Raw genomic sequence first — 15,976 nt, forward strand, 5'->3', positions numbered from 1 at the left:
GCGGATTTTACTGCGTCGTCGTTGTGGCCTTTGCATCGGCGCCGGTTTCTGCCGGCTGCGTTTTCATATCGATTTTCTCCGGTGCGACCTTGCCGCCGGGGATTGCCTGCTGGATGCCTTGGACGACGACCCAGTCGGCGGGCTCGAGGCCGGATTCGATGACGCGAAGGGCGCCTTCGCGCTGGCCAGTCTTGACCTGTTTCTGTTCGACGGTGTCATCCTTGCCGAGCACGAGCAGATAGCTGCCGAGCTGGTTGGTCGCGATCGCATCGTCGCGCACAAGCAATGCCTTCTCATTCTGGCGGATCGGTACGCGAACGCGCACGAAGAAGCCGGGCAACAGGGCCTTGTCCTTGTTGTCGAACAGAGCCCGCACCTGAAGCGTGCCGGTCGATGCATCGAGTTGCGGCGAGACGTAGTCCAGATGTCCTTTGTGGGGATAGCCTTCCTCGGATTGCAGGCCGAGTTCTGCTGGGATGCTCGGCAGATCCGTCTGCTTGAAGGTGCGTCCCTGCTTTCTCAACATATCCTTGATCAGCAGCACCTGGGTTTCGCTGACGTTGAAATAGGCATAGATCGGGTCCGTCTGGACAATGCTGGCGAGCTTGGTGGGACCCGAGACGCCGACGAGCGTGCCGATATCGACAAGGTGGTCGGTCACCGTGCCATCGAAGGGTGCAATGACTTCGGTATAGCCGAGATTGATCGTTGCAAGTTCGACATTGGCCTGCGCATTGAGGATTTGCGCATTGGCTTCATCGAGCGTCGCCTTGGCGCTGTCGACGGCTGTCTGCGTCGTGACCTGCTGCTTCATCAGATTGAGCTGACGATCGTACTCCTGCTTGGCGCCGACCTGGGATGCCTGTTGCGATGCGAGGGATGCCTTGGCCTGATCAAGCTGGGCCTGATAGGTGTCGCGCTCGATTCCGAAGAGCTTGGTTCCCTTCGTTACCGTCGTGCCGTCCTGATAATCGATCGATTGAAGGTAACCTTGGACGCGCGCTTCGATATCGACCGAGTTCAGCGGCGCAGTATTGCCCGTGAGTTCGAAATAGAGGGTGACGGGCTCCTGGACTGGTTGCGCAACACGGACGGCCGGCGGCGGAGGCGGGACGTAGGTATTGCTGCTTCCATCGCAGGCAGCGAGCGCTGCCATACCGATGAGTGTCACAGAAAACTGCAGGCCCCGATGCAATCCCTCATGCATTCTTGCTGCCCCGATGATCTATTTGCCCCGGTCTTGATGCGTGCCTTGGCGGCGATCCCTATAGCCGCCGGATGTTTCAGGCATGCGGTACTATGTCGCGGGATTGCCCGAAATTGCAATAGCTTGCGGCATGCAATTTAGCTTTGTCTAAATGATTGACGCTGCATGGCCCGGACGGCGGCTCAGCCTGGACATTTTTCTACTCACTGCTGGGTAATGAGCAGTATGTAAGCCAAAAATAGCACCAGGTGAACCGCGCCCTGCATGAGGTTGGTGCGGCCACTTGAAAAGGTAATGATGCTGACGGCGAGCGTCAGCACGAACATGACGAGATCCGGACCCTGAAGCCCTAATGTGACGGGGTGCCCGTAAAAATGGCTGATTGCCAGCATGGCCGGCACGGTCAGGCCGATCGTCGACAGGACTGAGCCGAGGAAGATGTTGATGGCGCGTTGCAGATGGTTGGCTACGGAAGCACGCACGGCGCTGATGGCTTCGGGTGTCGCGACAAGCACCGCCATGATCACACCGCCAAATGCCGCCGGTGCATGCAGGGTTTCGATCACGTAGTCGATCGGCAGGGCAAGCTGTTCGACCAGGAAGACGACCGGCCCCATATAGGCGAGCAGCAGCACTGCATGATGCCATACCGACCGGTGGTGCCGTATGCCGACTGCGTGCCGCTCATGATCGTCGCCGTCATCGGCGAAGTAGCGCTGATGGCGGCCGGACTGCAACAGGAGAAATATGCTGTAGAGGCCGATCGAGATGATGCCAAGAAACATCTGTCTCGGAGCCGAGGGATGCGGGCCATCCGGGCCGGCGAGAAACGTCGGCATGACGAGGCTGAGGGTCGCCAAGGGCACGATAACGCCGAGATAGGCATTGGCGCCGTGCAGATTGTGCTGTTGGTCTTCCCGCCGCCATGCGCCTAAGAGCAGCGACAACCCGACCATGCCGTTCAGGATGATCATCACGACGGCAAACAGCGTGTCGCGGGCGAGCGTCGGATTGTTTTCCCCGTGAAGCATGACGGCTGAGATCGCCATCACTTCGATCGAGGTAATGGCAAGCGTCAGGATGAGGGTTCCGTATGGCTCCTCGAGCTGCTCTGCCAGATGATCCGCATGGCGAACGACCGAAAGAGCAGAGCCCAGCACGACGGCAAAAAGCCAGAGAAGAATGATGACGAACCAGATCGGCTCGGAAAGCCGGTCGAAGATCGGATCGCGGAAGGCGAGGAAAATCAGGCTGGTCGCGATGCTGACGCCAAGGAACCATTCCTCACGGGCCAGGCTCGCCACGCTGGTGGTGTGCGATGTGGAGCCGTCAGTCATCGGCACCATCGCCGGCCATGAAGTACCGTCGCGCTACGACCGCCGCCATCTTCCCCTCCGCTCCGCTCCGCCTGGTCAAACCGAGCAATGCGGTTGATGGCGGTCGAGGCGATTGTCTCATGCAGAGGGGCAATCCGCCTATCTAAAAATCACCGCCCCGGCTTAGGGGGAATTCAATGATACTTCCGCTTCTCCCGCCCCAGAATTTCCGGCGCATTGAGGCCGGCGATCGGCCGCGAGAGATCTGCGGGGATATCGCCGGCAAGCTGGAGGTCCAGGTAGCGTGCGCAGCAGACGCGGAGGAACGAGGTGAAGTTGCCGAGGTCATGGCCGGCGTCGATCGACTCGTGATGCAGCCTGGTGATCAGCTGAACCACGTTCATGCCGTCGCGGGCGGCAATTTCCTCCAGCTTCGACCAGAAGAAATTCTCCAGCCGCACGCTCGTGACCATGCCATCGATGCGCAGCGACCGGGTTGTACTTTCCCAGAGCCTGGCATCAGCTTTGATGAATAGTTCGCACATCGCGTTCCTCGCGCCCGTCCATTTAAAGCGTGTCGCGATCCTTAGGATTCGCTCGGCACGCTTTAAGGCTTTGATTTTGTATGTCGTTATTGCAAAATCGCTGCGCACTTTTGCGCGACATGCTTTAGGCGGCGTTGGTCTCCAGGACTGTTGCCGCATCGAGCACCGTCATGAACTGGCGCAGCCACGAGGGATGAGCCGGCCAAGCCGGTGCGGTGACGAGATTGCCATCGGAAACGGCGTCAGTGATGGCTATATCGGCATAGGTCCCGCCGGCGAGCTCGACTTCCGGGCGGCAGGCGGGATAGGCCGAGCAGGTACGACCTTCTAGGACACCGGCAGCCGCCAGAAGCTGGGCGCCGTGGCAGATGGCAGCGACCGGCTTATTGGCATCGAAAAAATGCCTGACGGCCTTGATGACCTCTGGGTTGAGACGGAGATATTCCGGCGCACGGCCGCCTGGAATGACGAGTGCATCATAATCTTCGGCATGCACGCTCTCGAAGGTCGCGTTCAGTGCGAAGTTATGGCCGCGCTTTTCCGAATAGGTCTGGTCGCCTTCGAAATCATGGATGGCGGTGGCGACCGTCTGGCCGGCGGTCTTGCCGGGGCAGACGGCATGGACCGTGTAGCCGCAGGCAAGCAGCGTCTGGAACGGCACCATGGTTTCGTAATCTTCAGTGAAATCGCCTGTGATCATCAGGATCTTGCTAGCTGGCATTTTTTCCTCCCGTAAAAACCAACAGATGGACTTTAACAAAGGATCGCGGACCGCGGGTAATATGGGAATACTACAGCAGCCGCCGATCAGCTCGTCTCACGTGCCCTGACGTCGGGAATGGTGCAGGCCTCGCCGCCGCCGAACACGCGCGAGCGGGTCAGGAAGCGCTTCTCGCGACCATTATCGAGCGAAAACATGCCGCCGCGGCCGGGTACGACGTCGATGACGAGCTGCGTATGTTTCCAGGCCTCGAACTGGCTGGCGCTGATGTAAACGGGCACGCCGCCAATCTCGCCGAGTTTCACATCCTGGTCGCCAACGATGAAATCATCCGTCGGGTAACACATGGGCGAAGAACCATCGCAGCAGCCGCCGGACTGATGGAAGAGGATATCAGGATAATCCCTCTGGATTTCCTCGATGAGATCGAGTGCTGCATCGGTTGCGAGCACGCGCGGTTCGCCATTGACCAACTGTTCCATGATTGCCTCCTCCAAGACAATGCCTCCTCCCCGTGAAGGGAGGAGGCGCGACATTAGCACAAGCGACTGCTTCTCAGAAGAAGCCAAGCTTCTTCGGGCTGTAGCTGACCAGCATGTTCTTGGTCTGCTGGTAGTGGTCGAGCATCATCTTGTGCGTTTCACGGCCGATGCCGGACTGCTTGTAGCCACCAAAGGCGGCATGGGCCGGATAGGCGTGGTAGCAATTGGTCCACACACGGCCGGCCTGGATTTCCCGACCGAAGCGATAGGCGCGATTGGCGTCACGCGTCCAGATACCGGCACCGAGGCCGTAGAGCGTGTCATTGGCGATCTCGAGCGCTTCCTTGTCATCCTTGAAGGTGGTGACGGAGACGACCGGGCCGAAGATTTCTTCCTGGAACACACGCATCTTGTTGTGGCCCGTGAAGATGGTTGGCTTGATGTAATAGCCCTCGGAAAGTTCGCCGCCGAGATCGTTGCGCGAACCACCGGCCAGCACCTGTGCGCCTTCCTGCTTGCCGATATCGAGGTAAGCGAGGATCTTTTCCATCTGCTCGGTAGACGCCTGAGCGCCGATCATCGTTTCCGGGTCGAGGGGGTTGCCCTGTTTAATGGCTTCGACGCGTTTGACGGCCCGTTCCATAAAGCGGTCGTAGATCGATTCCTGGACGAGAGCGCGGCTTGGGCAAGTGCAGACTTCCCCCTGGTTCAGCGCGAACATGGCGAAACCTTCGAGCGCCTTGTCGAAGAAATCGTCGTCTTCGGCTGCCACATCGGCAAAGAAGATGTTGGGCGACTTGCCGCCGAGTTCCAGCGTGACCGGAATGAGGTTCTGGCTGGCATATTGCATGATGAGGCGACCTGTCGTCGTCTCGCCGGTAAAGGCGATCTTGGCGATGCGCGGGCTGGATGCGAGCGGTTTGCCGGCTTCGAGGCCAAAACCGTTGACGATGTTGAGCACACCGGGCGGCAGGAGATCGCCAACGATTTCTGCCCAGAGAAGCAGAGAGGCGGGCGTCTGTTCGGCCGGCTTGATAACGACGCAGTTGCCGGCGGCGAGGGCCGGTGCCAGCTTCCAGGCGGCCATCAGGATCGGAAAATTCCAGGGAATGATCTGGCCGACGACGCCGAGCGGCTCATGGAAGTGATAGGCAACCGTATCATGATCGATTTCGCCGATCGTGCCTTCCTGGGCGCGGATGCAGGAAGCGAAATAGCGGAAGTGGTCGATGGCGAGCGGAATGTCGGCCGCCATGGTTTCGCGGATCGGCTTGCCGTTGTCCCAGGTTTCGGCCTGGGCCAGAAGCTCCAGCTTGTCTTCCATGCGCTGGGCGATCTTCATGAGGATGTTGGAGCGCTCGGTGGTGGAGGTGCGGCCCCATTTTTCCTTGGCGGCATGGGCGGCATCGAGCGCGGCATTGATGTCCTTTTCGTCGGAGCGCGGGATTTCGCAGAGCTTGCCGCCGGTCACTGGCGTGACGTTGTCGAAATATTTGCCGCCGATCGGCTCGCGCCATTCGCCGCCGATATAGTTGCCGTATCTCAGCTTATATGGCGACTCGACGATTTTCTGATGAAGCATGTCATCCTCCCTTGATGAACAGGTTCCGGAACGAACCAGTGGGAGGAAATCTGTGCCGCTTTTGCCTGAGGGAACAGGGCAGCTTGCCAATACCGCAGCGCACAGTGTCGCAGAGTTGCGACAGGTTCCGGTGTCGCCACGACATTGTGATCAAGCCTTTGGCATGATGTCAGTGCAGGTCGAGCTTCTTCATCTTCCGATGCAGTGTCGCACGGCTGATGCCGAGGGCTGCGGCGGCCTGGGAAACGTTGCCATGGGTGCGAGACAGGGCTCGCCGAAGCGCGGCCTTTTCGGCCTCTGCTATCTCCTCTTCCTGCGAGACGCGGCCTTCATGCAGCGCATCGGAGGCGGGAAGGCCGGCAGCGATGCGCACGTCGTCCAGCTTGAGAGCGAGGCGGGCGGCCCGCGTGGCGCCGAGAACAAGGTCGTGCCGATCGACGGCGAGGAGTGCATTGGCGGAATTGACTCCCGCCGGCACCATGACGAAGCGGGCACCGGCAAAGGCCGAGCGGAACAGATTGAGCTCGATGCGCATCGCCGCATCCCGCACGGCCTGCGACAGGATGCTGAGCGTAATTTCATTGACGTCGTCACGGCAGGTCGAGATGTCAAGGGCGGCTGCCAGCAGGCCACGATGATCGCGGATCGGAGCTGTGGTGCAGCTCAGCTTGATGTTGGAGCAGTAGAAATGCTGATCCCGGAAAACGGCAACGGCTCGGTCATCGGCAAGGGCGGTGCCGATGCCGTTGGTACCGATGCTGGCTTCGGTCCAGACGGAACCGGTCCATAGACCGAGATCGTAAAAATCCTTGTCATTGCCGGTGGCCCCGCGACGCTCCAGCGCAATGCCGTTGCGATCCGTCAGCAACAGGCAGCAGCCGGCTTTGCCGACAGTCGCAAAGAGGCGGTCGAGTTCCTCGCGAGCATCGGCGATCAGCTGTTCAGATTGCTCCCGCGCCAGGCCAAATTCCTGCTCGGTGAGGCGCAGGGGCGCGCGCTTATCTTCCGGCGCCAGCTGATACATGGTCATGCAGCGGCGCCAGGAAGCCACGATTGGAGAGCTGGCCGCAGCGGAATTCTGCTGGGCGCACGTATAGACATGCTCCGCATGCGCGGATTGTTCGTGCATTGAGGCTCCTCCCACGGAACTTGCGCATATTCTGATGTAAATGCGGCGGCTTTGCAATCAGGCCGGCATGACGGCAGATTCTAGGGATGGAATTTTCCGGCTGGTCCGTGTCGCATTTCTGAGACAGTTGCGTGCCCGTCGGTTCGCATGTCGGCGTGCAGCCTTTGCCGTCACCTTCGGCCGAGCCAGGCCTCGATGCCTTTTGCAGCGGCGCGGCCCGTGGCGAAACAGGCGGTGAGCAGGTAGCCCCCTGTCGGCGCCTCCCAATCCAGCATCTCTCCGGCTGCGAAGACGCCAGGGAGGTGTTTCAGCATGTAGGTCTCGTCAATTTCACCGAAGGCGATGCCGCCGGCCGACGAGATGGCCTCGGCGATGGGGCGTGGGCGCAGCAGTGGGACAGGCAGGGCCTTGATGGCGGTGGCGAGTTCTTGCGGGTCGTTGCGATTTGTTTCCGGCGCTAGCTCTCGCAAGAGTGCCGCTTTTGCGCCATCGATGCCGGCCCCTTTGCGCAGGCGATTGGAGAAGCTCGACTTAGCCCCCTGCCGGGCGAGATCGCGAGACAGACGCTCCAGCGTGCGACCGGGGGCGAGGTCGATTGAAAGCGCTGCCTGACCATGTTCCCGCAGGTCATCACGCAGGACGGCCGAATGCGTATAGATGAGGCTGCCTTCGATGCCGTGTCGGGTGATGACAAACTCGCCGGGAAATGTGCCAGCGCGCGACGTTGCCGTGACGGATTTCAGCGGCTGTCCGGCGAAGTGGTCTTGGAAGAGATCGCTCCAGGCGACATCGAAGCCGCAATTGGCGGGCTGAAATGGGGCGATCGTTATGCCGCGTTCGACAAGCAACGGCACCCAGGCGGCGTCCGAGCCGAGACGCGGATAGCTGGCACCCCCGAGTGCGAACAGTGTCGCATCGCAGGAGATGGTCTTGCCGCCATCAGGCGTTTCGAATGCATGCCCGTCGTCGGTAAAGCCGATCCAGCGATGGCGGGGAAAGAAGCTGACGCCACGGCCTTCCAGCCGGGCAAGCCAGGCACGCAGAAGGGGCGAAGCCTTCATGATATTGGGGAAGACGCGGCCGGAGGAGCCGACGAAGGTTTCGGTGCCGAGCCCGGCTGCCCAGACGCGGATATCTGCCGGTGTGAAGGCATCGAGAGCCGCGCGCAGCAGGGGACTGGCATCGCTGAAGCGGGTGGCGAAGCGTTCGTAGTCTTCGGAATGGGTGATGTTGAGTCCGGATTTGCCGGCGAGCAGGAACTTGCGGGCAAAGGTCGGCATCGCATCATAGACGGAAATGGCATGGCCGCTTGCCGACAGCACTTCGGCTGCCGAAAGGCCGGAGGGGCCGCCGCCGATGATCGCGATTTTCTTCTGTTTCATTGCGCCTTCTTGGCGCGGGCGGGGAACGAGCGCAAGTGTCAGTGATGCGGGTGAGCGCACTTGCCGTGATCGGCGAGCACCTCGATGACACGGCACTGATCGACGCGGCCATGGCCGCAGCCTTCGACCATCAGTTCCAGTTCGGCCTTCAGGGCGTTCAGGCTGCGGATACGCTGCTCCACTTCAATGAGACGAGCCTTTGCGATGGCATCGGCGGAGGCGCAGGGCTGATGCGGGTCGTCCTGAAGCTGCAAGAGAGTGCGGATCGCCTCGATCTCGAAGCCGAGCTCGCGGGCATGGCGGATGAAGGCGAGGCGATTGAGATCCGATGGCTCGTAGGAGCGCTGATTGCCCTCGCTGCGGCTTGGCGCAGACAACAGGCCGATGCCCTCATAATAGCGGATCGTCGGCACTTTGACGCCGCTCTGGCGGGCGGCTTCACCGATGGTGATCTTTTTCATGATTTTCCTCTTGCACCTCTAGTCGCTAGAGGATGTAGGAACGATACAGCTTACAGGCAAGGATCGAAATCATGAGCGAAGCAGCACAGGCACGGTTCCGGGTTGGCGGCATGGATTGTGCCGCCTGCGCAACGAAGATCGATACGGCCGTAAGGCGTGTGCCCGGCGTCGAAGACGTCTCCGTATCGGTGACGGCGGGTACGATGACGGTGCGCCATGATGGCAGCAGCGATCTAAAGGCGATCGAAAAAAAGGTGGTGGGCCTCGGTTATTCGGTTGTTCCGCTCACGGGCAAGGCTCCTGTCCGAGAAAGCAAAACCGATCATGATCATGCGCATCACGACCACGCACACGATCATAAGCATGATGATCACGACCACGACGGTCATGACCACGATCATGCTGGTCATGATCACGCCGATCACGGGCATTCGCATGGCACCGAGGAGGTCGAGGGGTTGCACGGCCATGATCATGGGCCGATGACCGGTCCCTGGTGGCTGAGCAAGAAGGGCCGATTGACGATCCTTTCGGGACTTGCACTCGTCGTTGCCTATGTCGTGGGCCACCTGGTGCCTTCGATTGCTCCGTATGCTTTCATCATCGCCATGCTGGTGGGGCTGGTACCGATCGCACGCCGCGCGGTCGTGGCCGCACTTTCCGGCACGCCGTTTTCCATCGAAATGCTGATGACGATTGCCGCCGTTGGCGCGGTCATCATCAATGCTGGTGAAGAGGCAGCGACAGTCGTGTTCCTGTTCCTCGTTGGCGAATTGCTGGAAGGGGTCGCCGCCGGCAAGGCGCGCGCCAGCATCCAATCGCTGACGACGCTGGTGCCGAAGAACGCGTTGGTGGAGACGGGTGGCGAGGTGAAGGAAGTACCGGCTGAGATGCTTGCGGTTGGTTCTGTCATTCTCGTACGGCCGGGAGACCGGATTTCAGCCGACGGCACAATTCTGTCCGGTGAAAGTGCCATCGATGAAGCACCGGTGACCGGCGAAAGCACGCCGGTGCGCAAGGGCGCTGGCGAGAGCGTGTTTGCCGGCACGGTGAATGGTGACGCAGCACTCCGCGTTCGTGTCACGGCAGCCGCCGAGGACAACACGATTGCCCGCGTCGTCAAGCTTGTGGAGGAAGCCCAGGAATCGAAGGCGCCGACGGAGCGTTTCATCGACCGCTTCTCGCGCTATTACACACCGGGCGTGGTCGTTGTGGCGGCTCTGGTAGCGATCCTGCCGCCGTTGCTGACGGGCGCGGCATGGAGCGAATGGATCTATAAGGGCCTTGCCATCCTGCTGATCGGTTGCCCCTGCGCGCTGGTCATTTCCACGCCGGCAGCAATAGCTGCTTCGCTCTCGGCGGGTGCGCGCCGCGGTCTGCTGATGAAGGGTGGGGCGGTCCTGGAATTGCTCGGCAAGGTGACGGCCGTTGCCTTCGACAAGACAGGCACGCTCACAGAAGGCAAGCCGCAGGTCACGGATATCATCGCCTATGGGCGCTCGGAGGCTGAAGTGCTTTCCCGTGCTGCCGTTCTCGAACAGGGCTCCAGCCATCCGCTGGCGCTGGCGATCCTCAACCGTGCCAAGGCCGACGCCGTGCCCGTGCCGCCGGCCTTCGAAGTGGAAGCGCTGCCCGGCAAGGGCATGACCGGTAAGGTTGGCGGCGAGACGCTCGATCTCCTGTCACCGCCGGCGGCGCGCGAGCGCGGGGCGCTGAATGTCGAACAGGACGAGCGGGTCGCGGCACTTAATGGTGCGGGCAAGAGCGTCTCGGTATTGCTCGTCAATGGTGTCGCGGCCGGTCTCATCGCCATGCGCGACGAGCCGCGCGACGACGCCACGAGCGGGCTTGCGACGCTGAAGGCGGCAGGCGTGCGCGCCATCATGCTGACCGGCGACAACAAGCGCACTGCAGCAGCCGTTGCCGGTGACCTCGGCATCGACTGGCGCGGCGAGTTGCTGCCGCAGGACAAGCAGCGCATTGTTGGCGAACTGAAGAAGGAAGGATTGTTCGTTGCCAAGGTCGGTGACGGCATCAATGATGCACCGGCACTTGCCGCCGCCGATGTCGGCATCGCCATGGGCGGTGGCACCGACGTTGCGCTGGAAACGGCGGATGCGGCCGTGCTGCATGGGCGTGTCGGCGACGTTGCCCGCATGATCGAGCTCTCGAAGCGGACGATGCGCAACATCATGCAGAACATCACCATTGCTCTCGGGCTGAAGGCGGTGTTCCTCGTCACCACTATTGCCGGCATTACCGGCCTGTGGCCGGCGATCCTTGCCGATACCGGCGCGACCGTATTGGTGACGATGAACGCGCTTCGTCTTCTCCAGATAAAGGCGTAAAGTCTGTCATTTTAACAGCGTGCGGACGGTGTGCGCCGTGGCATCGTGGTTCCCGGGATCTGCCGAAACCGCAGCTGCCCCGAATGCAAAGTCGGCCTGTTGCGCGATGCCCCATCCGCGATTCGGGCATGAATCGGGAATCGAAAATCGCAGAGCCCGCTACAGGCTGGCTCTCTTCCTTGGGGCCTTCTCCACAGCCTGCTTTCTTTAATCATCTGTTAACCACGTTCTTCACACGAATGCAGTGATTTCAAACATGCCGTAACGCGACGCGCAAACCATCCGTTGACGCAAACTGGGATTCGCGTACTATATCTAGTGTTCAAGGTTCCTTCGATTCGTGAGGGTCGCGGGCTAAGACGGGAATACGGTGCGTTTCGCCATGAAGGCGCGACAAGTCTGCAGCTGCCCCCGCAACTGTAAGCGGCGAGCAACTGTCCGATTTCAGGTCACTGAGGCATGAGGCTTTGGGAAGGCTGGGGGCAGGGTGCTTCGACCCGCGAGCCAGGAGACCTGCCTTGAACTGGTTGTCCACGGGCGGGGTGTCCGGAAGGTCGCGTGCATGAATGCGGATCTATCCGTGCCTGTTACGCTGCCCCGAACTTCCGCATGAGCACTTCGGGGTTGAAGTCATGTCGAGAGCATCAAAACCGCCGCCCGCGCAGATCCCGCAGAGGATAATGCCTGGCGTGTAAAGCGCCGACTTTGTCAGATCATTCTCAAGCGTTGCCCCGGACGCCGCAAGGCGCCCGATCCTAGTTCTGCGTCCGGAATCCATTGACATCACGAGGAACATGATGAGCGTTACCGTTTACAGCAAGCCTGCCTGCGTTCAGTGCACCGCCACCTACCGCGCCCTCGACCGTCTGGGCGTCGACTATCAGATCATCGATATCTCCGAAGATGCCGACGCGCTCGATCGCGTGCGCGGCATGGGCTACATGCAGGTTCCGGTCGTCGTTGCCGGCGAGAACCACTGGGCGGGCTTCCGTCCCGATATGATCAGCGCGCTCTCCTGATCGGAGAAGAGCGGTGGGCCTGATCGTCTATTATTCCAGCCGGTCGGAGAATACCCATCGTTTCGTCGAGAAGCTGGGACTGCGCGCGGCGCGCATTCCCGTAGGCGCTGAAGACATCCACATTCGCGAACCCTTTGTGCTGATCTCGCCCACTTATTGCGGGGACGGCGGAAAAGGAGCCGTGCCCAAACAGGTGATCCGTTTCCTCAACAATGCGGAAAACCGCTCCAACATCCGCGGCGTCATTGCTGCGGGCAACAGCAATTTCGGCGAGACCTACGGGCTTGCCGGCGACGTAATCTCGCAGAAGTGCCAGGTGCCTTACCTCTACCGGTTCGAGCTCCTGGGGACTGCCGAGGATGTCGCCAATGTCAAAGACGGGATGGGACGATTTTGGACACGGGGACAAACCTGACGCGGGATGCGGTCGCCAAGCCTCTGAAGGCCTTGGAAGCGCTCGATTATCACGCGCTGAACGCGATGCTGAACCTCTATGACGATGAGGGCAAGATCCAGCTCGACAAGGACCGCATGGCGGCCAAGCAGTATTTCCTGCAGCATGTGAACCAGAACACGGTGTTCTTCCATAATCTCCGGGAGAAGCTCGATTATCTGGTCACCGAAGGCTATTACGAGCAGGAAGTCCTCGACCAGTATTCGTTCAATTTCGTCCGCGACCTGTTCGACGAAGCCTATGCCAAGAAGTTTCGTTTCCCGACCTTCCTCGGCGCCTTCAAATATTATACCAGCTATACGCTGAAGACCTTCGACGGAAAGCGCTACCTGGAGCGCTATGAAGACCGTATCTGCATGGTGGCGCTGGCGCTGGCCGAAGGCAATGAACAGCTGGCACGCGATCTGATGGAAGAGATCATTGCCGGCCGTTTTCAGCCGGCAACGCCGACCTTCCTCAATGCCGGCAAGAAGCAGCGTGGCGAACTCGTCTCCTGCTTCCTGCTGCGTGTCGAAGACAATATGGAATCGATAGGCCGCTCCATCAATTCGGCGCTGCAGCTGTCCAAGCGTGGCGGTGGCGTTGCGCTTTCCTTGACGAACATCCGCGAGGCCGGTGCGCCGATCAAGCAGATCGAGAACCAGTCTTCCGGCATCATCCCCGTGATGAAGCTGCTGGAAGACTCGTTCTCCTATGCCAACCAGCTCGGCGCGCGGCAGGGGGCGGGTGCCGTCTATCTCAACGCCCATCACCCCGACATCATGCGCTTCCTCGATACGAAGCGCGAAAATGCCGACGAGAAGATCCGCATCAAGACGCTGTCGCTCGGCGTCGTCGTGCCTGATATCACTTTCGAACTCGCCAAGAACAACGAGGATATGTATCTCTTCTCGCCTTATGATGTGGAGCGGGTCTACGGCGTGCCCTTCACCGAGATATCGGTGACGGAAAAGTATCGCGAGATGGTGGCGGATGCCCGCATCACCAAGAAGAAAATTAAGGCACGCGAATTCTTCCAGGTGATCGCCGAGATCCAGTTCGAGAGTGGTTACCCCTACATCGTGTTCGAGGACACGGTGAACCGGGCAAATCCGATTGCCGGCCGCATCAGCATGAGCAACCTCTGCTCGGAAATCCTGCAGGTGAGCGAGGCCAGCGAATTCAACGACGATCTTTCCTACAAGCATCTCGGCAAGGATATCTCCTGCAATCTCGGTTCTTTGAACATCGCCATGGCGATGGATTCATCCGATTTCGGCAAGACGATTGAGACCGCGATCCGTGCACTGACCGCCGTTTCCGACATGAGCCATATCTCGTCGGTCCCCTCGATCGAGAAGGGCAATGACGACAGCCACGCGATCGGTCTCGGCCAGATGAACCTGCATGGATACCTCGCCCGCGAGCGCATTCACTACGGTTCTGAAGAGGGCGTCGATTTCACCAATATTTATTTCTACACGGTGACCTACCACGCGCTGCGCGCCTCGAACCGTCTGGCGGTCGAGCGCGGTACGAGCTTCAAGGGCTTTGCAAACTCGAAATATGCCTCTGGCGAGTATTTCGACAAATATACGGAGCAGGAGTGGAAACCTGCCACCGAGAAGGTTCAGACGCTCTTTACCGATGCCGGCATTCATATTCCGACGCAGGAAGACTGGCTGGAGCTGAAGAAGGCCGTGATGGCTTCGGGCCTCTATAACCAGAACCTTCAGGCAGTGCCGCCGACGGGCTCGATCTCCTACATCAACCACTCGACCTCCTCGATCCATCCGATCGTCTCTAAGATCGAGATCCGCAAGGAAGGCAAGATCGGCCGCGTCTACTATCCGGCGCCGTTCATGACCAACGACAACCTCGATTATTATGAGGACGCCTACGAGATCGGCGCGGAAAAGATCATCGACACCTATGCGGCTGCCACCCAGCATGTCGACCAGGGCCTGTCGCTGACGCTGTTCTTCCGCGATACGGCAACGACGCGCGACATCAACCGCGCCCAGATCTATGCCTGGAAGAAGGGTATCAAGACCATCTACTACATCCGCCTTCGCCAGATGGCGCTGTCCGGCACCGAGGTGCAGGGCTGCGTGTCTTGTACGCTTTGATTTTGGGCTGCTGGCCGAGAGTTTCGAGCTTGTAACCCCCTCATCCGCCTGCCGGCACCTTCTCCCCGATGGGGAGAAGAGACAAGCCGGTTGCACGGCGCTCCCCTCTGCTCAGCGGGGAGAGGGCAGGGTGAGGGGGCTCCGCATTCCGTTAGAATTTGTGGAAGAAAGACCACCCAATGAACATATCCATCAAGCCGGTCAGCCGCGTGCGCGCCATCAACTGGAACCGTATCGAAGACGACAAGGATCTCGAAGTCTGGAACCGGCTGACCGGCAATTTCTGGCTGCCGGAAAAGGTGCCACTGTCTAACGACATTCCATCGTGGGGAACGCTGACACCGGTCGAGCAGCAGCTGACGATCCGCGTCTTCACAGGGCTGACGCTGCTCGACACGATCCAGAACGGTGTCGGTTCCGTCAAGCTGATGGCAGATGTGGTCACGCCGCATGAGGAGGCGGTGCTATCCAACATCTCCTTCATGGAGGCAGTGCATGCGCGCTCCTATTCGTCGATTTTCTCGACGCTCTGCCTGACGCCCGATGTCGACGATGCTTATCGCTGGTCCGAGGAGAACGAGTTCCTGCAGCGTAAAGCGGCCCTGATCATGGAACACTACGCTTCCGGCGATGCGCTGAAGAAGAAGGTTGCCAGCGTCTTCCTCGAAAGCTTTCTCTTCTATTCCGGCTTCTATCTGCCGATGTACTGGTCGAGCCGCGCAAAGCTGACCAACACGGCCGACATGATCCGCCTCATCATCCGCGACGAGGCCGTGCATGGCTATTACATTGGCTACAAGTTCCAGCGCGGACTTGAAAAGCTCTCCGAAGAGCGCCGCCAGGAGATCAAGGACTTTGCCTTTGACCTGCTGCTCGAGCTCTACGACAACGAAGCGAAATATACTGAAGCGCTCTACGATGGCGTCGGGCTGACCGAGGACGTCAAGAAGTTCCTGCATTACAATGCCAATAAGGCGCTGATGAACCTTGGCTATGAGGCGCTGTTCCCGGCCGAAGCCTGCAAGGTGAATCCGGCGATCCTGTCTGCGCTTTCGCCGAATGCCGACGAGAACCACGACTTCTTCTCGGGTTCCGGCTCCTCCTATGTCATCGGCAAGGCGGTGGCGACCGAAGACGAAGACTGGGATTTCTGAGGTTTAACTTTACGAAGCCTCTTATCATTCGGCCCGCTATCGCCCACATTCAGCGCGATGTATTCGTT

General features: G+C 59.9%; 14 protein-coding genes and 1 riboswitch. Of the genes, 5 read left to right on the plus strand and 9 right to left on the minus strand.

Annotated features, from left to right (window positions below; all coding sequences use genetic code 11):
* Positions 1 to 7: 7 nt before the first annotated feature.
* The 9 genes from FHT78_RS21330 to FHT78_RS21370 all read right to left on the minus strand — a co-directional run bounded on the left by FHT78_RS21330 (position 8) and on the right by FHT78_RS21370 (position 8,825).
* Positions 8 to 1,207, minus strand: a complete 1,200-nt coding sequence (locus tag FHT78_RS21330; RefSeq protein WP_183748409.1) for an efflux RND transporter periplasmic adaptor subunit — start codon at positions 1,205 to 1,207, stop codon at positions 8 to 10.
* 203 nt (positions 1,208 to 1,410) lie between these two features.
* Entirely contained in the window at positions 1,411 to 2,544 is a 1,134-nt protein-coding gene (locus FHT78_RS21335) for a calcium:proton antiporter (RefSeq protein ID WP_183748411.1), read from the minus strand.
* A 173-nt stretch (positions 2,545 to 2,717) separates the two neighbouring features.
* Complete coding sequence (locus tag FHT78_RS21340; protein WP_112544467.1) at positions 2,718 to 3,068, minus strand: ribbon-helix-helix domain-containing protein; 351 nt, start codon at positions 3,066 to 3,068, stop codon at positions 2,718 to 2,720.
* A 124-nt stretch (positions 3,069 to 3,192) separates the two neighbouring features.
* A complete protein-coding gene (locus FHT78_RS21345; protein ID WP_183748413.1) occupies positions 3,193 to 3,789 on the minus strand; it encodes a DJ-1/PfpI family protein in 597 nt (198 codons plus the stop codon).
* 86 nt (positions 3,790 to 3,875) lie between these two features.
* Entirely contained in the window at positions 3,876 to 4,271 is a 396-nt protein-coding gene (locus tag FHT78_RS21350; protein WP_183748415.1) for a DUF779 domain-containing protein, read from the minus strand.
* A 73-nt stretch (positions 4,272 to 4,344) separates the two neighbouring features.
* The gene (gene adh / locus FHT78_RS21355) at positions 4,345 to 5,853 is read right to left on the minus strand and encodes an aldehyde dehydrogenase (RefSeq protein ID WP_183748417.1); all 1,509 of its coding nucleotides are present in this window, start codon (positions 5,851 to 5,853) and stop codon (positions 4,345 to 4,347) included.
* A gap of 169 nt (positions 5,854 to 6,022) precedes the next feature.
* Positions 6,023 to 6,982 (minus strand): helix-turn-helix domain-containing protein, encoded by a 960-nt coding sequence (locus FHT78_RS21360; protein WP_183748419.1) that lies wholly within the window; start codon positions 6,980 to 6,982, stop codon positions 6,023 to 6,025.
* A gap of 170 nt (positions 6,983 to 7,152) precedes the next feature.
* A complete protein-coding gene (locus FHT78_RS21365) occupies positions 7,153 to 8,364 on the minus strand; it encodes a TIGR03862 family flavoprotein (protein WP_183748420.1) in 1,212 nt (403 codons plus the stop codon).
* 38 nt (positions 8,365 to 8,402) lie between these two features.
* Positions 8,403 to 8,825, minus strand: coding sequence for a helix-turn-helix domain-containing protein (locus tag FHT78_RS21370; RefSeq protein WP_183748422.1), 423 nt, complete (start codon positions 8,823 to 8,825; stop codon positions 8,403 to 8,405).
* Positions 8,826 to 8,896: 71 nt separating this feature from the next.
* Between FHT78_RS21370 and FHT78_RS21375 the strand changes: the two genes are divergently transcribed.
* The 5 genes from FHT78_RS21375 to nrdF all read left to right on the plus strand — a co-directional run bounded on the left by FHT78_RS21375 (position 8,897) and on the right by nrdF (position 15,908).
* Positions 8,897 to 11,173, plus strand: coding sequence for a heavy metal translocating P-type ATPase (locus FHT78_RS21375; protein WP_183748424.1), 2,277 nt, complete (start codon positions 8,897 to 8,899; stop codon positions 11,171 to 11,173).
* Between the two features lie 308 nt (positions 11,174 to 11,481).
* Positions 11,482 to 11,709, plus strand: a riboswitch (cobalamin riboswitch).
* A 261-nt stretch (positions 11,710 to 11,970) separates the two neighbouring features.
* Entirely contained in the window at positions 11,971 to 12,192 is a 222-nt protein-coding gene (gene nrdH / locus FHT78_RS21380) for a glutaredoxin-like protein NrdH (protein ID WP_007820342.1), read from the plus strand.
* A gap of 13 nt (positions 12,193 to 12,205) precedes the next feature.
* Positions 12,206 to 12,607: a class Ib ribonucleoside-diphosphate reductase assembly flavoprotein NrdI gene (nrdI, locus tag FHT78_RS21385; RefSeq protein ID WP_183748426.1), complete on the plus strand. Its 402-nt coding sequence runs from the start codon at positions 12,206 to 12,208 to the stop codon at positions 12,605 to 12,607.
* Positions 12,586 to 14,754 carry a class 1b ribonucleoside-diphosphate reductase subunit alpha gene (gene nrdE / locus FHT78_RS21390; protein WP_183748428.1) on the plus strand — a complete coding sequence of 723 codons (2,169 nt, stop codon included), beginning with the start codon at positions 12,586 to 12,588 and terminating at the stop codon, positions 14,752 to 14,754. Before nrdI ends, nrdE begins: the two co-directional genes overlap by 22 nt.
* A gap of 179 nt (positions 14,755 to 14,933) precedes the next feature.
* On the plus strand, positions 14,934 to 15,908 hold the full coding sequence (nrdF, locus tag FHT78_RS21395) for a class 1b ribonucleoside-diphosphate reductase subunit beta (RefSeq protein ID WP_183748430.1): 975 nt from the start codon (positions 14,934 to 14,936) through the stop codon (positions 15,906 to 15,908).
* The last annotated feature ends 68 nt before the right edge of the window (positions 15,909 to 15,976 follow it).

The organism is Rhizobium sp. BK196, from assembly GCF_014193255.1.
Lineage (GTDB): Bacteria > Pseudomonadota > Alphaproteobacteria > Rhizobiales > Rhizobiaceae > Rhizobium.